Raw genomic sequence first — 20,457 nt, forward strand, 5'->3', positions numbered from 1 at the left:
CCCCTCCCCGCGCCAGTGGGGGGGGGGTGTTGGGGGGGGCCCGTTAATTTGCCCCGGGCGGGGGCCCCCTTCGCTCGTGGGGGGGGGGGGGGGGGGCCCGCCCGGGGGGGGGGGGGGGGCCCCCCCCCCCCCCCCGGCCGTGACCGCGGCCCGTTACTTGGTGAGCTCCGAGAGCTCCTCGTCGGCCGCCCGCGCGACCCGGCGGCGGACGCCGAACCAGCCGGCGACCAGGAGGGCCGCGATCAGCGGGATGAGCAGCAGGGTCCTGCGGCCGACCTCGGGGTCGTTCCACATCAGGCCGAGGCAGACGAGCAGGAAGGCGATCGTCGCGATCTCCGTGACCGGGCTGCCGGGCAGCCGGAAGTGCGGCCGGGCGATCCGGCCCTCCTTGGCCCGGCGGACGAAGACCAGGTGGCAGACCATGATGATCACCCAGGTGCTGACCACGCCGAGGGAGGCGACGTTCAGCACGATCTCGAAGGCCTGGCTGGGCACCAGGTAGTTCAGGCCCACGCCGAGCACGCACACCGCGCAGGTCAGCAGGATGCCGCCGTACGGGACCTGGCTGCGGCTCATGACGCGGGTGAACTTCGGGGCGGAGCCCGCCATGGCCATGGAGCGCAGGATGCGGCCGGTGGAGTACAGGCCGGAGTTCAGCGAGGACATGGCGGCCGTGAGGACCACCAGGTTCATCACGTCGCCGGCCGCGGGGACGCCGATCCTGGACAGGACCGTGACGAAGGGGCTCTCGTCGCCCGAGTAGAGCGAGCCGGGCAGCAGCAGGGCGAGCAGGACGACCGAGCCGCAGTAGAACAGGCCCACCCGCCACATGATCGAGTTCACCGCGCGCGGGACGACCTTCTCCGGCTCGGCGGTCTCGCCCGCGGCGACGCCGACCAGCTCCAGCGCGGCGTAGGCGAAGATCACGCCCTGCATCACCAGCACGACCGGCATCATGCCGTGCGGGAAGATGCCGCCGTTGTCCGTGATCACGGACAGGCCCGGGGCCCGGCCGCCGACCTCGTGCTGTGTGGCCAGCAGGAACACGCCGATCAGCATGAAGCCGACCAGGGTGGCGACCTTGACGATCGCGAACCAGAACTCCATCTCGCCGAAGATCTTCACCGAGATCAGGTTCACGGCGAGGACGACCGCCAGGGCGATCAGTGCGAGCACCCACTGCGGGACGCTGGTGAACAGGCTCCAGTAGTGCGTGTAGAGCGCGATGGCGGTGATGTCGGCGATGCCGGTGGTCGACCAGTTGAGGAAGTACATCCAGCCGGCGACGTAGGCGCCCTTCTCGCCGAGGAACTCGCGCGCGTACGACACGAAGGACCCGGACGAGGGCCGGTACAGGACCAGCTCGCCCAGGGCGCGGACGACGAAGAAGGCGAAGACGCCGCAGACGAGGTAGGCCAGCGCGAGCGCCGGGCCCGCGGTCTGGAGGCGGCCGCCGGCACCGAGGAAGAGTCCGGTGCCGATGGCGCCGCCTATGGCGATCATGTTGACGTGGCGGTGCTTGAGGTCCTTGCTGTATCCGGCGTCGCCCGCGTCGGCGGGCGTCCCGGTCGCCTGGGGGTGTGCGGCGACCGGTGCCGTATGCACGGAGTCCTTGCTCACGGGTGGTTCCACTCTCTGGTGCCCCGGGCGGTTGTGCGCCCGGTGTCCGTACAAGTCCAGGCCCGCACCACCCATGACGCGGTACAGACCAAGTGGGCAGTTTCCCGGTGGGATCACTTCTCATGCGATGGCTCATGTCACACAGCGGCTCTTCTCACACGGTCTTCGTGCCTCGCTCACCGCCTCCCACCACGGACAACGGGTTTCACACTTCTGGTGAGACAGCGATACTGCTGCACATGACCACCGACACCGGGGAGCCGGCCCTCACGATCGACGAGCTGGCCGCGCGGGCCGGCGTCACGGTGCGCACGGTCCGCTTCTACGGCACTCGCGGCCTGCTGCCGCCGCCGGTGATCGGCCCGCGGCGGGTCGGCCACTACGGCCGGGAGCACCTGGCTCGGCTCGGGCTGATCGAGGAGATGCAGCACCAGGGCATGACGCTCGCCGCGATCGAGCGCCATCTGCGCGGGCTGCCGCCGGACCTCACCCCGCACGACCTCGCCATCCACCGCGCGGTGGTCGCCTCCTGGGCGCCGGACGCGGTGGAGACCGTGTCGCGCGGGGAGCTGGAGCGGCGGGCGGGGCGGCCGCTCACCGACGAGGACCTGCGGCGGCTGGCCGCGATGGACGTGGCGGTCCGGGACGGGGAGTCCTTCCGCCTCGATTCCGGGCTGCTCCGGCTCGGGGTGGAGCTGCTCGACGTGCCGCTGTCGGAGGAGACGGTGCTGGCGGCCCGCACCGCGCTCGTCGAGCACGCGCGGGCGGCCGCGCACGAGCTGGCGCGGCTGCTGCGGGAGGCGGTGGCCGAACGGGACACACGGGACGTGAGGTCCCTGTCCGCCCATATGCACCCGCTGGTGGTGCAGGCCCTGCTGACCACCTTCCAGCGCTCGCTGAAGGAGGAGCTGCGGGAGTGGCTCGACGGGGGACGGCAGGAGCGCCCCGCGGAGGATCCCGGAGACGCTCCGTCCGCGTGAGCGGTTACCGCGTCGGCGATTAGCGCGTCGGCGGGCGGGAGCACGACGTCCGCATGCGGGAGCACCCCGCACGTCCGCACGCGAGGGGGCCACGCACGTCCGCACGCCGGGGCCCGCGTCCGCCCGTCGGGGGCGCTTCGCCGGTATGGCGCCGCGCCCCCGCGCGCGTCAGCGGGCGTCGGTGAAGGTCTCGCCCCTCTCCGCCTTCTCCACCAGCAGGGCGGGCGGGGTGAAACGCTCGCCGTAGCGCTCGGCGAGTTCGCGCGCGCGGGCCACGAAGCCCGGCAGGCCGCCCTCGTAGCCGTTGACGTACTGCAGCACGCCACCGGTCCAGCCCGGGAAGCCGATGCCGAAGATGGAGCCGATGTTGGCGTCGGCGACGGAGGTCAGGACGCCCTCCTCCAGCAGCCGGACGGTGTCGAGCGCCTCGGAGAAGAGCATCCGCTCCTGCATGTCCCGGAACGGGATCTCGTACCCCGGCTTCCCGAAGTGCTCGCGCAGCCCCGGCCACAGCCCGGCCCGCCTGCCGTCCTCGGCGTACTCGTAGAAGCCGGCGCCGCCGCTGCGGCCGGTGCGGCCGAACTCGTCGACCATGCGGTCGACGACCGCCTCGGCCGGGTGGGGCGTCCAGGTGCCGCCGGCCTCCTCGACGGCCCGCTTCGACTCGGCCCGGATCTTGCGCGGCAGGGTCAGCGTCAGCTCGTCCATCAGGGACAGCACCTTGGCCGGGTAGCCGGCCTGGGCGGCCGCCTGCTCCACGGAGGCGGGCTCGATGCCCTCGCCGACCATGGCCACGCCCTCGTTGATGAAGTGGCCGATGACCCGTGAAGTGAAGAAACCCCGCGAGTCGTTGACGACGATCGGGGTCTTGCTGATCTGCCGGACCAGGTCGAAGGCGCGGGCCAGCGCCTCGTCGCCCGTGCGCTCGCCCTTGATGATCTCGACGAGCGGCATCTTGTCGACCGGCGAGAAGAAGTGCAGCCCGATGAAGTCGCCCTGGCGCTCCACGCCCTCCGCCAGCAGGGTGATGGGCAGCGTGGAGGTGTTGGAGCACAGCAGCGCGTCCGGCGCGACCACGCTCTCGATCTCCTCGAACACCTTGTGCTTGAGGGTCACGTCCTCGAACACGGCCTCGATCACCGCGTCGCACCCGGCGAGGTCGCGCACCTCGGCGGTGGGCGTGATGCGGGCGAGCAGGGCGTCGGCCTTCTCCTGGCTGGTACGGCCCTTGGCGACGGCCTTGGCGCACAGCTGCTCGGAGTAGCCCTTGCCCTTGACCGCCGCCTCCAGGGAGACGTCCTTCAGGACGACGTCGATGCCCGCGCGGGCGCACGCGTACGCGATGCCCGCGCCCATCATCCCGGCGCCGAGCACGGCCGCCCTGCGGACCTTGCGGGGCTCGACGCCCTGGGGGCGGTTGGCGCCGGAGTTGACGGCCTGGAGGTCGAAGAAGAAGGCCTGGATCATGTTCTTGGAGGTCTGCCCGGCGGCCAGCTCCACGAAGTAGCGGGCCTCGATGACCTGGGCGGTCTCGAAGTCGACCTGGGCGCCCTCCACGGCGGCCGCGAGGATGTTGCGCGGCGCCGGGTAGGGCGCGCCGTTCGTCTGCTTGCGCAGGGTGGCCGGGAAGGCGGGCAGGTTGGCGGCGAACTTGGGGTTCGCGGGCGTGCCGCCGGGGATGCGGTAGCCCGGGCGGTCCCAGGGCTGCTGCGACTCGGGGTGCGCGTCGATGAAGGCGCGGGCCTTGGCGAGGAGGTCCTCCGGCGTGGCGGCGACCTCGTCGACCAGGCCGTTGTCCAGGGCGCGCCGCGGGCTGTACTGGGTGCCCTGGAGCAGCACCTTCAGCAGGGCGTCGGCGATGCCGAGCAGGCGCACGGTGCGGACCACTCCACCGCCGCCGGGCAGCAGGCCGAGGGTGACCTCGGGGCAGCCGATCTTGGAGCCGGGCGCGTCGAGGGCGACGCGGTGGTGGCAGGCGAGGGCGATCTCGTAGCCGCCGCCCAGGGCCGCGCCGTTGAGCGCCGCGACCACCGGCTTGCCGAGGGTCTCGATGCGGCGCAGATTGCGCTTGATGGCGAGGCCGCCGTCGAACAGCTCCTGCGCGGTGCCGGGGGTGACCCGGATGAGGTCGCGCAGGTCGCCGCCCGCGAAGAAGGTCTTCTTGGCCGAGGTGACGATGATGCCGCGGATGGCGTCCCTCTCCGCCTCCAGCCGGTCGGTGACCGCGGCGAGGGAGTCGCGGAACGCCTGGTTCATCGTGTTCGCGGACTGGTGGGGGTCGTCGAGGACGAGGGTGACGACACCGGTGTCGTCCTGTTCCCAGCGGATGGTGGTGCTCTCGGTCATGACAGGGGTCTCCGTTGAGGTCTGGTGGTGGCGCCGGGAGGTCAGATGCGTTCGACGACGGTGGCGATGCCCATGCCGCCGCCCACGCACAGGGTGGCGAGGCCGTAGCGCTTGTCCTGGCGCTCCAGTTCGTCGACGAGGGTGCCGAGGATCATCGCGCCGGTGGCGCCGAGGGGGTGACCGAGGGCGATCGCGCCGCCGTTGACGTTGACCTTGTCCAGGGACAGGCCCATGTCCTTCACGAACCGCAGCACGACCGCCGCGAACGCCTCGTTGATCTCGACGAGGTCGATGTCGTCGATGGTCAGTCCGGCCTTGGCGAGCGCCTTGCGGGTGGCGGGGGCGGGTCCGGTGAGCATGATGGTGGGCTCGGAGCCGGAGACGGCGGCGGAGACGATCCGCGCGCGCGGCCGCAGGCCGTAGCGCTCGCCGACCTCCCGGGAGCCGATCGCGACGAGGGACGCGCCGTCGACGATGCCGGAGGAGTTGCCCGCGTGGTGGACGTGGTCGATCTTCTCCACCCAGTGGTACTTCTGCAGCGCCACGGCGTCGAAGCCGCCCAGCTCGCCGATGTCGGCGAACGACGGCTTGAGGCCCGCCAGCGAGTCGGCGGTGGTGCCGGGGCGCAGGTGCTCGTCGTGGTCGAGGACGACGAGCCCGCTGCGGTCCTTCACGGGGACGACCGACCGGTCGAAGCGGCCGTCCTTCCAGGCCGCGGCCGCCCGTTCCTGGGAGAGCGCCGCGTACTCGTCGACGTCCCGCCGGGAGAAGCCCTCGATGGTGGCGATCAGGTCGGCGCCGATGCCCTGCGGCACGAAGTTCACCGCGAGGTTGGTCATCGGGTCGTTGAACCAGGCGCCGCCGTCCGAGGCCATGGGCACCCGGGACATCGACTCGACGCCGCCCGCGAGCACGAGGTCCTCCCAGCCCGAACGCACCTTGGCGGCGGCCAGGTTGACGGCCTCCAGGCCCGAGGCACAGAAGCGGTTCTCCTGCACGCCGGCGACGGTGTCCGGGAGGCCCGCCGCGACGGCGGCGATGCGGGCGATGTCGGAGCCCTGGTCGCCGACCGGGCCGACGACGCCGAGCACGATGTCGTCGATCGCGGCCGGGTCGAGGCCGGGGAAGCGGTCGCGGATCTCGTGGATGAGGCCGACGACCAGGTCGATGGGCTTCGTGCCGTGCAGGGCGCCGTTGGCCTTGCCGCGCCCGCGCGGGGTGCGGATCGCGTCGTACACGTACGCTTCGGTGCTCACTGACAAGCCTTTCGGTGAGGGTTCGGTCGGGGCGGGTGCCGGGGGCATCGGTCGGGGCGGGTGCGGGGGTGTCGGAGCCGTACGTCCGTCAGGCGCCGTCCTCCCGGAGTGCGGGCACGTCCCAGTCGCGGGCCACGTCCGGGGCGTCGGCGCCCGGCCGGGCGGGGCCCGTGCGGACGGTGGTGGGGGTCGCGGAGAAACGGGGTGCCGGGGCGGGCTGGGTGATGCCGGAGTGGTCCGTGAAGGTGCCGCGGGCGGCGAGGTGCGGGTGGTGGGGGGCCTCCCGCAGCGACAGGACGGGTGCCACACACGCGTCCGAGTTCTCGAAGACGGCCGTCCACTCGTCCCGGGTGCGGGACTTGAAGCGGGCGGCGACGGCCGCGCGAAGTTCGCTCCAACGGGTGACGTCCGTATGGGCGGGCCGGTGGTCCTCCAGGCCGAGGAGGGTGAGGAACTCCTCGTAGAACTGCGGCTCCAGGGCGCCGACCGCCATGTGCCTGCCGTCGGCGGTCTCGTAGGTGCCGTAGTACGGGCAGCCGCCGTCCAGGAGGTTGGCGCCGCGGCGGTCCTGCCAGGCGCCGGCCGCGAGCATGCCGTGGATCATGGCGGAGAGGTGGGAGGTGCCGTCGACGATGGCGGCGTCCACCACCTGGCCGGTCCCGGTCGCGCGCGCGTGGTGGAGGGCCGCGAGGACGCCGACGACGAGGTAGAGCGAGCCGCCCGCGTAGTCGCCGAGGAGGTTGGCGGGGACGGCCGGCGGCTCGTCCGGGGCGCCGATCATGCCGAGGGCGCCGGTGACGGCGATGTAGGCGATGTCGTGCCCGGCGAGCGGGGCGAGCGGGCCCTGCTGGCCCCAGCCGGTCATCCGGCCGTAGACCAGGCGCGGGTTGCGGGCGTGACAGGCGTCGGGGCCGACACCGAGGCGTTCGGCCACGCCGGGGCGGTAGCCCTCGATGAGGACGTCCGCGCGGCCGGCCAGGTCGAGGACGCGGGCGGCGCCGTCCGCGGCCTTCAGGTCCACGACCACCGAGCGCTTGTTGCGGTTGGTGACGTCGTATGCCGGGTCGATCCCCAGTGCCGCGCCGCCGGGGCGGTCGACGCGGACCACGTCGGCGCCCAGGTCGGCCAGAAGCATGGCGGCGAACGGTCCGGGACCGATGCCGGCCAGTTCGACCACGCGCACGCCGGAGAGCGGGCCGTCACGCCCTGGCGCCCGTGCCGTTGTCATCCGGCCCCCTCACTGTGACACAACCGATGTAACACCGATGATGCTAAGAACGTGTTTCAGTCCGCACAAGACCTGGACGAGCAAGCGCTTAGCCAAGTTGTGCTCGTGCCGCTCCTCCCCCCTGGGTCGGACCACCGCGGGGCATGGGCCACCGCACACCTCCGGGCTCCTCGTCGGGCTCCGCACCCCTCACGCTAGCCTCGGCCACCGACGGCGGCGCGGACCGCGGAACCGAGGCGGAACCGGTGCCGGGACAGAGAGGTGTCATGAGCAGGATGAACAGGACGGACCGTCCGTACGACCTCGTGCTCTTCGGAGCCACCGGCTTCGTCGGGACGCTCACCGCGGAGTACCTCGCCGAGCACGCTCCCGCGTCACTGCGCTGGGCGATCGCCGGCCGCAGCGAGCGCAGGCTCCAGGAACTGCGGGAGCGGCTGCCCGGCGGCGCGTCCGTCGGGGTGCTGCGGGCGGATGTCGCCGACCCGGCGTCGCTGCGCGAGCTCGCCCGGCAGGCGCGCGTGGTGGCCACGACGGTGGGCCCCTACGTCACGTACGGGGAGGAGCTCGTGGCCGCGTGCGCGGACCGCGGCACCGACTATCTGGACCTGACCGGCGAGCCCGAGTTCGTCGACCTGGTGTACGTCCGGCACGACGCCCGGGCGCGGGAGACCGGGGCGCGGCTGCTGCACGCCTGCGGCTTCGACTCGGTCCCGCACGACCTGGGCGCGTACTTCACCGTCCAGCAGCTCCCGGAGGGCGTTTCGCTGACCGTGGACGGATTCGTCCGGGCGGACGCGGCCTTCTCGGGCGGGACGTTCGCCTCGGCGCTCAACCAGTTCGCCCGGCCCGGCCGGATGCTGGCCGCGGCGCGGGACCGCTCCCGGCACGAACCGCGGCTGCTGGGCCGGCGCGCGTCCGCGCCCACGGGCGCGCCGCGGTTCGCCAAGGAGGTCGGTGCCTGGGCGCTGCCGCTGCCGACCATCGACCCGCAGATCGTGCGGCGCTCGGCCCGGGCACTGGAGCGCTACGGCCCCGACTTCCGCTACCGGCACTACGCGGCCGTCGCGCACCTGCCGGTCGCGGTGGGCGGGGTGGCGGCCGTCGGGGCGCTCGCCGCCGCGGCCCAGCTGCCGCCCGCCCGCCGCTGGCTGTCCGGCCGGCTCCGGCCCGGAGAGGGCCCGAGCGCCGAGAAGCGCGCCCGCAGCTGGTTCTCGGTGCGCTTCGTGGGCGAGGGCGGGGGCCGTCGGGTGTGCACGGAGGTCGCCGGCGGCGATCCCGGGTACGACGAGACGGCGAAGATGTTCGCCGAGGCGGCGATGTCCCTGGTCCTCGACGACCTGCCGTCGACGGCGGGCCAGGTCACGACGGCCGTGGCCATGGGCGACGCGCTGATCGACCGCCTGCGGGCGGCGGGGATCACCTTCCGGGTGGCGGCGCGCCGCTAGGGCCGGTCCTGGCGGGTCGGGTGGAGGCCGCGGAGGGCCGGTCCGGTGGGGGCGCGTCGAACCCTCGGTGGACCGGTCCGGTGCGGGCGCGTCGAACCCTCGGTGGACCGGTCCGGTGCGGGCGCGTCGAACCCTCGGTGGACCGGTCCGGTGCGGGCGCGTCGAACCCTCGGTGGACCGGGCCGGTGCGGGCGCGTCGAACCCTCGGTGGACCGGGGTCGGGGCAGGAGCGGCCGGCCCGCTGGGCGCCTCGGGCCCTCGGAGGGCCTGGCCACCGGATCGTGGTGAGCCGTCAGGGCCCACCACGACCGGTCAGAGCGACCAGCCCGCCACGGTGTAGATCATTCCGCCGATCCAGGCGAGGCCCGCGGCCACGGCGAGGATGAGCGCGGCGTTCACGGCGCGCTCGACGGGCCGCGCCGGGTCGGCGAGGGGCTTGGGGGATCTGTGCGTCGTCATGCGGCACAGCCTGCCGACGGCGGCGCGGCACCACATCCGTACGGGTACTCAGACAGGCTCCTCGGATCGGCCCCTCAGGCCGGGTCCTCAGACCGGCTCCTCAGGCCGCGTCCTCGGACCGGCTCCTCGGATCGGCCTCCGGGCGCGGCTGCCCGGCCCTGCCGGCCGGGCCGGCTACTCGGCCCGGGAGGCGGGCGCCGGGTGCGTCGTCGCCTCCCGAAGGGCCGCCCGGCACAGCGCGTCCGCCCTGCGGGTGGTCTCCGGGAGACGGTAGGAGGAGGTGAGGGCGAGCGTGTGGGCGCAGGCGTCGTCCAGGGTCGTCCGGTGGCCGACGGAGACGAAGACCGGCTTGACGCCGTCCCGGGTGCGCAGGGCGCGGCCGACCACTTCGGCGCCGGCCAGCAGGGGGGACCAGCTCCCGCGCGGGGCGTCCGGTTCGTCGTAGGTGAAGGTGAAGGGGTTCTTGGCCACGCCGATCGTCGGCAGCCCGGTCAGGACACCGAGGTGGCTGGCGAGGCCGAAACGCCGGGGGTGGGCCAGGCCGTAGCCGTCGCACACGACCAGGCCGGGCGGGCAGGGCAGGGCGTCGAGGGCGGCCAGCACGGTGGGGATCTCGCGGAAGGCGAGCAGTCCCGGCACGTAGGGGAAGGGGACCCGGCCGACGGCGGTCGCCTCGGCGACGGCCTCCAGGGTGGCTGCGTCCAGCACGACGGCCGCCGCCGCCACGACGTCCCGTTCGTCGTCGTAGGCGACGTCGACGCCCGTGACGTGTCCGGTTCCGGCGGGCGGGCCCGGCTCGTCCCGCACCACCCGCGCCCGCAACTCGTCCTGGACGGCGCGGGCCTGTTCCTCGGTCGCGGGCCAGCCCGCGGGGATGCGTACGGTCGTCATGGTGGGGTCGAGCGTACGGGCCCGGCCGCGCGGGGCGTCGACGCGGGGCGGGCGGGGTGGGGAGACGCGACGGGCGCGGGTGTCGACGCGGGGTGGGATGACGCGGCGGGACGGGCTCGGTGCCTGGGGGCGCGAGGCCCTCCGGGGCGCGAGTGCCGCCCCGCCGGGAGCCGGACCGCTCAGTTCTTGCCGAGCGCCTTCTGCAGTTGCCGCTTGTTCATGTCCGAGCGGCCGTGGATGTTGCGCCGCCTGGCCTCCTCGTAGAGCTGGTCGTAGGTGGGTCCCTGGGAGCCCTGGCCCGACCGCCGGCCGCCGCGCCGGCCCGAGGACATGTCCTGGACGGAGGTGCGGCCGGCGGTCTTCGACTCGCCGGCCCGGGCGCGCTCCTTGTTGACCGTGCGCGCCGCGATCTCCTTGGCGCGGCCGGTGCTCTCCCCCCGTTCCTGCGCGCTCGCCTTGATGTGCTCGTACTGGCGCTCCCGTTTGGCACTGGAACCGCGTGGCATGCCGTTCACTTCCTCTCTGTGCAGGGAACGGATACCCGCAGTCTTGAACGATTCGCCCCATCAGGCGATTTTCAGCCACCCAATCGAGCGACCCGCCCTGTCTCGCCGGCCGCCCAGCAGCCTCCGTCCGTGGCGCAGTCGACGGTGTCGTACGAACCGGTGTCCACCGTCCGCCAGGTGCGGCCGCCGTCGGTGGTGAGGTCCGTGCCGGTCGGACCGACCGCGAGGGCGGCCGTGCGACGGTGCGGGAGCCAGGCGACGCCGGAGCGGTAGGCGGGCGGGGGCGTGACGGCGGGCTGCCAGCTCCGGCCGCCGTCCGCGGTGGTGGCGGCCGCCCGCGGTGACGCCTGGCCGGCGCGGTAGTCGCCGCCCACGGCCAGCCCGTGTGCGCGGTCCCGGAAGGCGAGCGCGAAGACCCCCTTGGCCGGATCTCCCGCCGGGACCGGCGTGTCGGCGGCCGTCCAGGTCAGCCCCCGGTCCGCCGAGTGCAGGACGCGCGCGCGTGCCGCCCCGCCGGTGGCCAGCCACACGTCCCGCGGCCCCGACGCGACCAGGCACTGGCCACTGGCGGCGAAGCCCGCCTCGCCCGGCTGCGCGGCCGGCATCCCGGTGTCCGGCAGCACGGTCCAGGAACGGCCGCCGTCGCTGGTGGACAGGATGCGGAACCGGCCGTCCACCGGGTCGCTCATCGCCAGTCCGTGCCGGTGGTCGAAGAAGGCGAGGCAGTCGTAGAAGGCCCGTGCGTCGGTGTTCCGGAAGGACTCCGTCCAGGTGGCTCCGCCGTCGTCGGTGCGGTAGACGCGGGAGGCCTCGCCCTCGCCGATGGCCAGCACTACGGCGCGTCGCGCGCCGAACGCCTCGATGTCCCGGAACTGCAGGTCCGCGGCACCGGGCGGCGAGACGTCGCGCCAGTGCGCGCCGCCGTCGGTGGTGCGCAGCACCGTGCCGCCGGTGCCGGCCACCCAGGCGGTGTCGCGGCCGACGGCGGACAGCCCGCGGAAGCGGACCCCTGGTGTGCCGGTGTCCGTGAGCCGCCAGTGCGGCGTCCGCGGTTCCTGTCCCCGGGCCTGTGCGGGGACGGCCGCCGTCAGGGCCAGCAGCACTCCGATGCCCACCGCCGCGGCCGCGGCGCGGCTCGTTCGTTTCGTCGGTCCCGTCCGTCGCGTGCTCCCCAAGCGCCTCATGGCGGGCGAAGCTAACCCACTCCCCCGGCGCCGTCCAGACGGCCGTCGTCGCTCCAACTCCCTTTCCCCGTACGGCGGGAGTCCGGGCCCGTGCGGCGGCGGGGCACGGGTGCGGGGCGAGGCGGTGACGCAGGTCACTCGCCCTCCGTGTGCACGGATTGGCTGATTCCGTCGTCTCTTCCAGTACCCGGCCTCGTCCGCCCGGGCGTCCGTCCAGCCGTCACAAGGGAGCAAGGCGTTGTCCACCGTCATCGAGCAGCTCGTGGAGGCGCGCCTCGTCGCCGCCGCGCCCCGGATGCCCAACATTCCCGCCACGCTGCACTACGACCGCCGCGACCCGTTCGCCGTCCGCATGACCTTCCCCGCCCCGGCCACCCTGGAAGGGGTGGAGGTCTGCTGGACCTTCGCCCGCGAGCTCCTCACGTCCGGCCTGCGGGAGCCCGACGGCCACGGCGACGTGCGGGTGCGGCCGTACGGGTACGACCGCACCGTGCTGGAGTTCCACGCCCCCGAGGGCACCGCCGTGGTGCATGTCCGGAGCGGCGAGATACGACGGTTCCTGGAGGCCACGAACGAGCTGGTGCCGGTGGGTCTGGAACACCTGCAGCTCGACCTCGACCACGGCCTGGCGGAGCTGATGCGGGACGCCTGCTAGCCCTCCGGCGTCAGCAACGCGTTGAGCTCGCCGTAGGCGAGCCCGTCCGCCAGCGCCCCGTACGTCCCCGCGTCCAGCAGCTCCCGCGCGGCGCGGCGGACCAGGGCGTGCGCGGCCGCCGCGAGGCTCGATCCGGTGCTCACCCGGGCGACACCGAGCGCGGCCAGGTCGGCGACCGGTGGCGCGCCCGGCCCGGCCAGGATGTTGAGCGGCGCCTCGACTCCGTCGGCGAGCACCTTCACGATCCCCGGGTCGACGGTCCCGGGGACGAAGATCCCGTCGGCGCCCGCGGCACGGTAGGCGGCCGCCCGCTCCAGGGTGAGGTCCACGTCGCCGTCGCCCCGCAGGAACGTGTCGACGCGGGCGTTGACGAACAGCGGCACCCCGGCGGCGTCCGCGGCCTCCCGGGCGGCCGCGATCCTCTCGGCCTGCTCGGCGACGGGCCGCAGCGGTCCCGCGCCCTCCTCGTGCAGCGCGTCCTCGATGTTCACCCCGACCGCACCCGCCGCGAGCACCGCGCGGACCGTGTCCGCGACCCCGGCCGCGTCCTCGGCGTACCCGCTCTCGATGTCGGCGGTGACCGGGACGCCGACGACGCCGGTGATCCGCGCGAGGGCGGCGAGCGCCCGGCCCCGGTCCAGCCGGTCGCCGTCGGCGGCGCCGAGGGCCCAGGCCAGCCCGGCACTCGTGGTCGCCACGGCCACGGCCCCGGCCTCCTCCACGACCCGGGCGCTCATGGCGTCCCAGACGTTGGCCAGGACCAGCGGCCGCCCGGGCACGTGCAGGGCGCGAAGGGCGAGCGCGCGGTCGCGCGGGGTGTTCTGCTTCGTCATGCGTGACACTCAACCAGCCCGGCGGGGCCGGAGGCCGGCAGAAATCCGACATGCACGTCGGCCGCCGACAGACCGCCGGTGCGGGGGAACAGCGCCGGGCACATGTTCCAGCCGGCGGGCCCACGGCACCGCACCGGTCAGGCGTGCCCGGCCCGCGCACGGCCCAGCGGGACCCGGCCCGGCCCGCGGCTGCACCGCATGGCCCGCCGTACGGCATCGCGCCGCACGGGCCGCCTGGCCGCGGCCCACGACCCAGGGCCGCCCCGCCCGGATCAAGGTGCCGCCCAGCCCGGCTCACGACTGCACCGCGCGGGCCGGACGACGAGGTGGCCGGACCGGCGGCACGCCCGTGCCCGCGGTCGGGTCGCCGCCCCGGGCAGGACGCGGTGCGCCGCCGCCTCAGCCGCCCACCGCCTCAGCCGCACGCCGGGGCCGCCGCCGCGCTGCACACCCCCTCCACGGCACTGCGCCCCCACAGCCGGGCACCGCCCAGCTCAGGGCACCGCGCCGACGGGCCGTCCGGCCGCGGCCCACGAGGCAGCGCCGCGCGGCCCGACCCAGAGCGGCGCGCGGCGCGGCCCCGGCCGACGGCGAGGCTGCCCGACCGGCCGCGTACCCGCGCCCGCGGCGGGCCTCCGCCGGGGGCCCGCCGCGGCCGGCCGCCGCCTCAGCCACCCGCCGCCTCAGCCACCCGCCGCCTCAACCCCCTGCCGGCGCCGACGCCGCCGCGGCCACCGCTGTCATCGCCGTGCGCACCTCGCGGACGACCCTGCGCAGGGCGGGGGCCGCCGCGCCGCTGCGTTCGGTCAGTTCCTCGATCCGCTCCCGGTGGCGTCTGCGGTCCCGGCCGGACGCCAGCGTGCGCAGCCCGGCCGCCGCGGCCAGGGCGACGACGGCCGCCTCCCGCTCGGAGACCGCCGCGACCGGCAGTGGCCCCCCGAGCACCTGCCGGGCCTCCTCGCGCAGCGCGTCCACCACGGCGACGCGCTCCAGGGCGTACTCCACCGACGGGAAGACGCCGAGGACGCGCCGCTTCTCCGCGCGCAGATAGCCCTCGGCGGCCAGCTGCTCCCGTACGGCCACCAGCGTGTGCCGGGCGCGCAGCGTCACCCAGGTCCGCCAGCGGCGGGGCAGCGACTCCCGTACGAGGTCCAGGAGGCCGTCGAGCACCGCGTCCCCGGTGCGGGCGTCGAGGTCGACCGGGGTGGCGATGCCGTCCTCGTCGAGCAGCAGCCCGCGCTGGGCCAGCTCGGTGAGGGCTCCCGCGCGGACCAGGTGGTGCAGATGGGCGGTGCCGGTGATCCGCATCCGTGCGGTGTCCCAGGCGAGCAGGTAGAGCCGGGCCGGCAGCGACAGCGAACCGTTGGGCACGGGGGCCTCCTAGGTGCGGTGGGCCCGGGCCCACGGAAATTCCGTTGACGGCCCTCCGGCCCCCCTCGTACGGTCTGAGCGGTTCTGTTGCCGTCGATTGGAGAAGGACGTTGCTCGTCTGAGGTCCCGAGACACCGCCCCACACCGGTCAGGTGTGTGTGCGTCGTGTGCGACCTCGGCGTGCGAGCCGTCCTTCCGGAAGTCCGGTCCAGGCCCTCCTTGTGCCCCTCTCCCGGCCTCCTACACGGCCCCCTCGCCCCGCGGTGTCTCGGCACGTGCCCGTTCCCCCGACCGCACCCGGCAACCGCGAGGCGCCCATGTCAACCTCACTCACCTGCACCTCCCTCTCCTACGCCTGGCCCGACGGCACTCCCGTCCTCGACGGCCTCGACGCCGCCTTCGGCCCCGGCCGGACCGGCCTCGTCGGGGTCAACGGCTCAGGCAAGTCCACCCTGCTGAAGCTGATCGCGGGCGAGCTCACCCCGTCCGGCGGCACCGTCCGCGTCACGGGCGAGGTGGGACTCCTGCCGCAGAACGTCACCCTCGACACCGCCCTCCGCGTGGACGAGGCGCTCGGCATCGCGGCGCCGCGGGCCGCGCTGCACGCCATCGAGGCGGGCGACACGGCCGAGGAGCACTTCGAGACCGTCGGCGACGACTGGGACGTCGAGGAGCGCGCCCTCGCCACCCTCGGCGAACTCGGACTCGGCCACGTCGGCCTGGACCGCACCGCCGGCGAGGTGTCGGGCGGCGAGGCGGTGCTGCTGCGCCTGGCCGCGCTGCTGTTGCGCCGCCCGGACGTCCTGCTGCTGGACGAACCGACCAACAACCTCGACCTGTACGCGCGCCGCCGGCTGTACGCGGCCGTCTCCGCCTGGCCGGGCGTGCTCGTCGTGGTCAGCCACGACCGCGAACTGCTGGAGCTGGTGGATCAGATCGCCGACCTGCGGGCCGGGGAGATCACCTGGTACGGCGGGAACTTCTCGGCGTACCGGGAGGCCCTGGCCACCGAACAGGAGGCGGCGGAGCGCATGATGCGCGTCGCCGAGGCGGACGTGCGCAGGCAGAAGCGCGAACTGGCCGACGCCCAGGTCAAACTGGCCCGCCGCAGGCGGTACGGCCAGAAGATGTGGGACAGCAAGCGCGAGCCGAAGATCGTCATGGGGGCGCGCAAGCGCGCGGCGCAGGAGTCCGCGGGCAGGCACCGCATCCTGCACGAGGAGCGGCTCGCCGAGGCCCGGGAGCGTCTCGACGAGGCGGCGGAGGCCGTGCGGGACGACGACGAGATCCGCGTCGAGCTGCCGTACACGGCCGTGCCGCCGGGCCGCGGCGTGCTCACCCTCCAGGACCTCCGGCCGGCCCACGGCGCGCGGGTCGAGGGCGTCTTCGAACTGCGCGGCCCGGAGCGGGTGGCGCTGATCGGGCGCAACGGGGCCGGCAAGACGACGCTGCTGCGCACGATCGCCGGGGAGATCCCACCCCTGTCGGGCGAGGCGACGGCGCACGTCCCGCTGCGGTTCCTGCCGCAGCGGCTGGACGTCCTCGACGACGAGCTGACGGTCGCGGAGAACGTGGCCCGCTGCGCGCCGGAGGCCACCGTCAACCGGATCAGGGCCCGCCTGGCGCGCTTCCTGTTCCGGGGCGCGCGGGCCGACCAGCGGGCGGGGACGCTGTCCGGCGGCGAACGCTTCCGGGCGGCGCTGGCCGCGCTGATGCTGGCCGAGCCGGCCCCGCAGCTGCTGATGCTGGACGAGCCGACGAACAACCTCGACATCGCGAGCGTGCGCCGGCTGACGACGGCTCTGGAGTCGTACGAGGGCGCGCTGATCGTGGCCGGCCACGACCTGCCGTTCCTGGAGTCGATCGGCATCACGCGCTGGGTGCTGCTGGAGGAGGGGGTGCTCAGGGAGACGACGCCGGAGGCGGTCCGGGGCCCCGCCTGACGGGCCACCCGGGGTTTTGCCGGCACCGGCAGTTGGCGCATGATGGCGAACCGGTGCCGCACCGTCCGGCCCGCAGAGCCGTCCCGCCGATTCGGAGACCTGCCGTGTCCAGCAAGAAGGCCCTCGTCCGCCGCCCCAGCCCGCGCCTCGCCGAGGGTCTGGTGACCCACATCGAGCGGGAGAAGGTCGACGTCGAGCTCGCGGTCCGGCAGTGGGAGGCGTACGTCGAGGCGCTGCGCACCCACGGCTGGGAGACGATCGAGGTCGATCCGGCCGACGACTGCCCCGACTCCGTCTTCGTCGAGGACACGGTTGTCATGTACCGGAACGTGGCGCTGATCACCCGGCCCGGCGCCGAGTCCCGGCGCGCGGAGACCATCGGCGTCGAGGAGGCAGTGGCCCGCCTCGGCTGCTCGGTGAACTGGATCTGGGACCCGGGAACACTGGACGGCGGCGATGTGCTGAAGGTGGGCGACACGATCTACGTCGGCCGCGGCGGGCGCACCAACGCGGCCGGGGTGCAGCAACTGCGGGCCGCCTTCGAGCCGCTCGGGGCACGGGTCGTCGCCGTCCCGGTGAGCAAGGTGCTGCATCTGAAGTCGGCGGTGACGGCGCTGCCCGACGGCACCGTGGTCGGGCACATCCCCAAGGTGGACACGCCGTCGCTGTACCCGCGCTTCCTGCCCGTGCCCGAGGAGTCCGGCGGGCATGTGGTGCTGCTCGGCGGCGGCAGGCTGCTGATGGCGGCGAGCGCGCCGAAGACGGCGGAGCTGCTCGGCGACCTCGGCTTCGAACCCGTCGTGGTGGACATCGGCGAGTTCGAGAAACTCGAGGGATGTGTGACATGCCTCTCGGTGCGGCTGCGCGAGTTGTACGCCTGACCGGCTGAGCACACGCCCGGCCCGGCCCCGGGACCTGCGGTCCCGGGGCTGTCGCACATCCGGCTCAACTGCCCGATGCCGACGGGCCTGATCAGCGATCTTTACGGAGAACTTAACCTACGGCTTCGTAACCTACGGGCTCGTAGCCTACGATCCCGTAGGTTCCCGGCACCGCTCGCCGGTTCGTTCCGCCCTCCCGCTCGTCCCCCTCTGGAGTTCCCGTGACGCTCACTTCCGCCCACCTCGGCAGCCCGTCCTCCGCCTGGACCGACGCGCGCCTGCTGTACGCGCTGGAGGAAGTGGTCGAGAAGGAACTCAACCGGCATCTGAAGGTCGCCAAGGACTGGATGCCGCACGAGTACGTCCCCTGGAGCGACGGCCGCAACTTCCCCGGTCTGTTCGAGGACGGCGAGGCCTGGGACAAGGAGCAGTCCAAGGTCACCGAGCTCGGCCGCATCGCGCTCGTGGTGAACCTGCTCACCGAGGACAACCTGCCCAGCTACCACCACGAGATCGCCTCCCTGTTCGGCCGGGACGGCGCCTGGGGCACCTGGGTGCACCGCTGGACGGCGGAGGAGGGCCGGCACGGCATCGTGATGCGCGACTACCTGCTCGCCTCGCGCGCGGTCGATCCGGACCAGCTGGAGCGGTTCCGCATGGCGCACATGAGCGAGGGCTTCGAGTCCGACAACCGCCACTCGATGCTGCACTCGGTCGCCTACGTCGCCTTCCAGGAGCTCGCCACCCGCATCTCGCACCGCAACACCGGCCACCAGTCGGGCGACCCGGTCTGCGACCGCATGCTGGCGCGCATCGCGACCGACGAGAACCTGCACATGGTCTTCTACCGCAACCTGCTCAAGGCGGCCTTCGAGATCGCCCCCGACCTCACCATGCAGGCGGTGCGGGACGTGGTGGTCGACTTCCGCATGCCGGGCCACGGGATGCCGGGCTTCGAGCGCGCGGCGGCGCAGATGGCGATCGGCGAGGTCTACAACCTGCGCATCCACCACGACGACGTGCTCCAGCCGGTGCTCCGCTTCCTGAAGATCATGGACATCGACGGCCTCGGCCCCGAGGGGCTCAAGGCGCAGGAGGAGCTGGGTCTCTACCTGGACGGCCTGGACGCGGAGGCCGCGAAGTTCGACGAGAAGCTCGCCGCCCGCAAGGCCCGCCTGGCGGCCCGCGCGGCGGGCTGAGAGCAGCCGGGCGGCCGGCCGAGGGCGCTGGGGGCGGACCGGCCGAGGGCGGCCGGGACGCATCGGCCCGGGGGGCGCCGTGGGCGGACCGGCCAGGGGCGGTGGGCCCTGGGAGCAGCGGCTAGCCGGAGGTCCGGCGCAGCGCCAGTCGCTCCTTCTCGGACAGGCCGCCCCAGACGCCGAAGCGTTCGTCGTTGTCCATCGCGTACTCCAGGCAGGTCGCGCGCATCTCGCACATGCCGCAGATGCGCTTGGCCTCGCGCACCGAGCTGCCCGGCTCGGGGAAGAAGAAGTCCGCCCCGGTCTGCGCGCACAGGGCCCGGGTCTGCCAGGCGGTGTCGGCCGGCGTGATCGTCTCGATGTACATGGACGAGAGCGTGCCGGGCGGCGAAAAACGTTCCATCAACGCGGGATCAACGCGCCGCGCGGCCCCGTACGGCCCGCTCGGCCCCTTGGCTCCCTGGCCACCCCTTGGCCCCTTGCCCGCCTTGTCCCGCCTGGCCGCCCTGTCCCGCCTGGCCGGCGCTCGGCCCGCCGCCGGCCGACCCCGATGATCGCCCCGTCCCACCCGGCGGCGCACGGCGGCGCGCGGGAGCGGCGGGGACGGACCGGCCCCGGCGGCCCCCGCGTATGACGCCCGCCGTACGCCCGCGCGCCCCGCAGCGATTGTCAGTGGGCGGTGCCAGACTCGGCAGAGCAGACAACGGGACCCTTCGAAGGAGGGCACGGATGCTCACCACCCGTTTCGTCAACGGCGCCCCCAGCTGGCTCGACGTCGCCACATCCGACATCGACGGCGCCCGCGCCTTCTACGGCGGCCTCTTCGGCTGGCAGTTCCGGTCGGCGGGGCCCGAGGCCGGCGGTTACGGCTTCTTCCAGCTGGACGGCCGCACCGTGGCCGGCGGTATGCAGACCGGAGCCGACCAGGGACCGCCCTCCTGGAACGTGTACTTCCAGACCCCCGACGCCGAGGCCACCGCCAAGGCCGCCGAGCAGGCGCACGGACGTGTGCTGGTCCCGCCCATGGACGTGATGGGCGAGGGCCACATGGCCTTCCTCGCCGACCAGGCGGGCGTGCCGTTCGGCATCTGGCAGCCGGGACGCACCAAGGGCCTGGACCGGGCGGGCGACCCCGGCTCACTGTGCTGGGTCGAGCTCTACACCCCCGACATCGCCGCGGCCGCCGCGTTCTACCACAAGGTGCTCGGCCTGGAGACCTCGGCCGCGCCCTTCGCGGGCGGCACGTACACCTGCGTGAATCCCGCCGAGGGCGGGGAGGACGCGATGTTCGGCGGCATGGTCCCGCTCGGGGACGACCCGGCCGAGGCGCAGGCCGGCCCGGTGTGGCTGCCGTACTTCGAGGTCGCCGACGTGGACACCACGGTCACCCGGGCCCAGGAGCTCGGCGGCACGGTGCGGGTGCCCGCCACGGACATGGAGGGCGTCGGCCGCATGGCCCGGCTCGCCGACCCCTACGGAGCCCGTTTCGCGGTGATCAAGAGCGCCTCGCCGCAGACCTGAGACCGACGGCGCACGGGGCGCCGGACCACGCGAGGGCGCACCGGGCTAGGTGTATTGCCCTGTGAGGTTGGGGACGCGGCTGGCGGGTGGTTGGCCCTTGAGCGCGGTGTGTCCGCGGTGGTGATTGTAGGTGTGCAGC

18 protein-coding genes are annotated in these 20,457 nt (G+C 74.0%); 7 read left to right on the forward strand and 11 right to left on the reverse strand.

What is annotated here, in order from left to right:
• Positions 1-153: 153 nt before the first annotated feature.
• Positions 154-1,620: an amino acid permease gene (locus tag ACF1A5_RS33200; protein ID WP_392196562.1), complete on the reverse strand. Its 1,467-nt coding sequence runs from the start codon at positions 1,618-1,620 to the stop codon at positions 154-156.
• 239 nt (positions 1,621-1,859) lie between these two features.
• On the opposite strand from ACF1A5_RS33200, the gene ACF1A5_RS33205 reads away from it, so the two are divergent.
• Entirely contained in the window at positions 1,860-2,600 is a 741-nt protein-coding gene (locus tag ACF1A5_RS33205) for a MerR family transcriptional regulator (protein WP_392196563.1), read from the forward strand.
• A gap of 168 nt (positions 2,601-2,768) precedes the next feature.
• Here ACF1A5_RS33205 and ACF1A5_RS33210 read toward each other — a convergent pair whose 3' ends face one another.
• The 3 genes from ACF1A5_RS33210 to ACF1A5_RS33220 all read right to left on the reverse strand — a co-directional run bounded on the left by ACF1A5_RS33210 (position 2,769) and on the right by ACF1A5_RS33220 (position 7,430).
• Positions 2,769-4,946 (reverse strand): 3-hydroxyacyl-CoA dehydrogenase NAD-binding domain-containing protein, encoded by a 2,178-nt coding sequence (locus ACF1A5_RS33210; RefSeq protein WP_392196564.1) that lies wholly within the window; start codon positions 4,944-4,946, stop codon positions 2,769-2,771.
• 41 nt (positions 4,947-4,987) lie between these two features.
• Positions 4,988-6,202, reverse strand: coding sequence for an acetyl-CoA C-acetyltransferase (locus tag ACF1A5_RS33215; protein ID WP_356190295.1), 1,215 nt, complete (start codon positions 6,200-6,202; stop codon positions 4,988-4,990).
• A gap of 88 nt (positions 6,203-6,290) precedes the next feature.
• Positions 6,291-7,430 carry a CaiB/BaiF CoA transferase family protein gene (locus ACF1A5_RS33220; protein WP_392196565.1) on the reverse strand — a complete coding sequence of 380 codons (1,140 nt, stop codon included), beginning with the start codon at positions 7,428-7,430 and terminating at the stop codon, positions 6,291-6,293.
• 266 nt (positions 7,431-7,696) lie between these two features.
• On the opposite strand from ACF1A5_RS33220, the gene ACF1A5_RS33225 reads away from it, so the two are divergent.
• Complete coding sequence (locus tag ACF1A5_RS33225; protein ID WP_392196566.1) at positions 7,697-8,875, forward strand: saccharopine dehydrogenase family protein; 1,179 nt, start codon at positions 7,697-7,699, stop codon at positions 8,873-8,875.
• A 312-nt stretch (positions 8,876-9,187) separates the two neighbouring features.
• Here the strand turns inward: ACF1A5_RS33225 and mmpA are convergent, their stop codons facing one another.
• From mmpA to ACF1A5_RS33245, 4 genes are all read right to left on the reverse strand, one after another.
• Positions 9,188-9,334, reverse strand: coding sequence for a morphogenic membrane protein MmpA (gene mmpA, locus ACF1A5_RS33230; protein WP_392196567.1), 147 nt, complete (start codon positions 9,332-9,334; stop codon positions 9,188-9,190).
• A gap of 174 nt (positions 9,335-9,508) precedes the next feature.
• Positions 9,509-10,225, reverse strand: coding sequence for an endonuclease V (locus ACF1A5_RS33235; protein ID WP_392196568.1), 717 nt, complete (start codon positions 10,223-10,225; stop codon positions 9,509-9,511).
• A 179-nt stretch (positions 10,226-10,404) separates the two neighbouring features.
• Positions 10,405-10,731, reverse strand: a complete 327-nt coding sequence (locus ACF1A5_RS33240) for a plasmid stabilization protein (protein ID WP_392196569.1) — start codon at positions 10,729-10,731, stop codon at positions 10,405-10,407.
• A gap of 71 nt (positions 10,732-10,802) precedes the next feature.
• Entirely contained in the window at positions 10,803-11,915 is a 1,113-nt protein-coding gene (locus tag ACF1A5_RS33245) for a WD40/YVTN/BNR-like repeat-containing protein (RefSeq protein ID WP_392196570.1), read from the reverse strand.
• Positions 11,916-12,153: 238 nt separating this feature from the next.
• On the opposite strand from ACF1A5_RS33245, the gene ACF1A5_RS33250 reads away from it, so the two are divergent.
• Positions 12,154-12,570, forward strand: coding sequence for an SsgA family sporulation/cell division regulator (locus ACF1A5_RS33250; protein WP_392196571.1), 417 nt, complete (start codon positions 12,154-12,156; stop codon positions 12,568-12,570).
• Here the strand turns inward: ACF1A5_RS33250 and ACF1A5_RS33255 are convergent.
• On the reverse strand, positions 12,567-13,403 hold the full coding sequence (locus ACF1A5_RS33255; protein WP_392196572.1) for an isocitrate lyase/phosphoenolpyruvate mutase family protein: 837 nt from the start codon (positions 13,401-13,403) through the stop codon (positions 12,567-12,569). The two genes, ACF1A5_RS33250 and ACF1A5_RS33255, sit on opposite strands and share 4 nt — an antisense overlap.
• 699 nt (positions 13,404-14,102) lie before the next feature.
• Complete coding sequence (locus tag ACF1A5_RS33260) at positions 14,103-14,774, reverse strand: GPP34 family phosphoprotein (protein ID WP_392196573.1); 672 nt, start codon at positions 14,772-14,774, stop codon at positions 14,103-14,105.
• Positions 14,775-15,091: 317 nt separating this feature from the next.
• Here ACF1A5_RS33260 and ACF1A5_RS33265 point away from each other — a divergent pair, with 317 nt between their 5' ends.
• The 3 genes from ACF1A5_RS33265 to ACF1A5_RS33275 all read left to right on the forward strand — a co-directional run bounded on the left by ACF1A5_RS33265 (position 15,092) and on the right by ACF1A5_RS33275 (position 18,797).
• Positions 15,092-16,717: an ABC-F family ATP-binding cassette domain-containing protein gene (locus ACF1A5_RS33265; protein WP_392196574.1), complete on the forward strand. Its 1,626-nt coding sequence runs from the start codon at positions 15,092-15,094 to the stop codon at positions 16,715-16,717.
• A 104-nt stretch (positions 16,718-16,821) separates the two neighbouring features.
• Positions 16,822-17,598 carry a dimethylargininase gene (ddaH, locus tag ACF1A5_RS33270; RefSeq protein WP_392196575.1) on the forward strand — a complete coding sequence of 259 codons (777 nt, stop codon included), beginning with the start codon at positions 16,822-16,824 and terminating at the stop codon, positions 17,596-17,598.
• 221 nt (positions 17,599-17,819) lie between these two features.
• Positions 17,820-18,797, forward strand: a complete 978-nt coding sequence (locus ACF1A5_RS33275; protein WP_392196576.1) for an acyl-ACP desaturase — start codon at positions 17,820-17,822, stop codon at positions 18,795-18,797.
• A 121-nt stretch (positions 18,798-18,918) separates the two neighbouring features.
• On the opposite strand, the gene ACF1A5_RS33280 is transcribed toward ACF1A5_RS33275, so the two are convergent.
• Positions 18,919-19,164, reverse strand: a complete 246-nt coding sequence (locus tag ACF1A5_RS33280; RefSeq protein ID WP_392196577.1) for a WhiB family transcriptional regulator — start codon at positions 19,162-19,164, stop codon at positions 18,919-18,921.
• Positions 19,165-19,526: 362 nt separating this feature from the next.
• On the opposite strand from ACF1A5_RS33280, the gene ACF1A5_RS33285 reads away from it, so the two are divergent.
• Positions 19,527-20,318 carry a VOC family protein gene (locus ACF1A5_RS33285; RefSeq protein ID WP_392196578.1) on the forward strand — a complete coding sequence of 264 codons (792 nt, stop codon included), beginning with the start codon at positions 19,527-19,529 and terminating at the stop codon, positions 20,316-20,318.
• Positions 20,319-20,457: the final 139 nt, after the last annotated feature.

The organism is Streptomyces sp. NPDC014864 (genome assembly GCF_043081525.1).
Lineage (GTDB): Bacteria > Actinomycetota > Actinomycetes > Streptomycetales > Streptomycetaceae > Streptomyces.

Excerpts from the sequence above, each read along its gene's own strand:
- ACF1A5_RS33205 (WP_392196563.1), top strand. The coding sequence starts at position 1,860 with ATGACCACCGACACCGGGGAGCCGGCCCTCACGATCGACGAGCTGGCC.
- ACF1A5_RS33210 (WP_392196564.1), bottom strand. The coding sequence starts at position 4,946 with ATGACCGAGAGCACCACCATCCGCTGGGAACAGGACGACACCGGTGTC.
- ACF1A5_RS33220 (WP_392196565.1), bottom strand. The coding sequence starts at position 7,430 with ATGACAACGGCACGGGCGCCAGGGCGTGACGGCCCGCTCTCCGGCGTG.
- ACF1A5_RS33225 (WP_392196566.1), top strand. The coding sequence starts at position 7,697 with ATGAGCAGGATGAACAGGACGGACCGTCCGTACGACCTCGTGCTCTTC.
- mmpA (WP_392196567.1), bottom strand. The coding sequence starts at position 9,334 with ATGACGACGCACAGATCCCCCAAGCCCCTCGCCGACCCGGCGCGGCCC.
- ACF1A5_RS33235 (WP_392196568.1), bottom strand. The coding sequence starts at position 10,225 with ATGACGACCGTACGCATCCCCGCGGGCTGGCCCGCGACCGAGGAACAG.
- ACF1A5_RS33240 (WP_392196569.1), bottom strand. The coding sequence starts at position 10,731 with ATGCCACGCGGTTCCAGTGCCAAACGGGAGCGCCAGTACGAGCACATC.
- ACF1A5_RS33245 (WP_392196570.1), bottom strand. The coding sequence starts at position 11,915 with ATGAGGCGCTTGGGGAGCACGCGACGGACGGGACCGACGAAACGAACG.
- ACF1A5_RS33255 (WP_392196572.1), bottom strand. The coding sequence starts at position 13,403 with ATGACGAAGCAGAACACCCCGCGCGACCGCGCGCTCGCCCTTCGCGCC.
- ACF1A5_RS33265 (WP_392196574.1), top strand. The coding sequence starts at position 15,092 with ATGTCAACCTCACTCACCTGCACCTCCCTCTCCTACGCCTGGCCCGAC.
- ACF1A5_RS33280 (WP_392196577.1), bottom strand. The coding sequence starts at position 19,164 with ATGTACATCGAGACGATCACGCCGGCCGACACCGCCTGGCAGACCCGG.
- ACF1A5_RS33285 (WP_392196578.1), top strand. The coding sequence starts at position 19,527 with ATGCTCACCACCCGTTTCGTCAACGGCGCCCCCAGCTGGCTCGACGTC.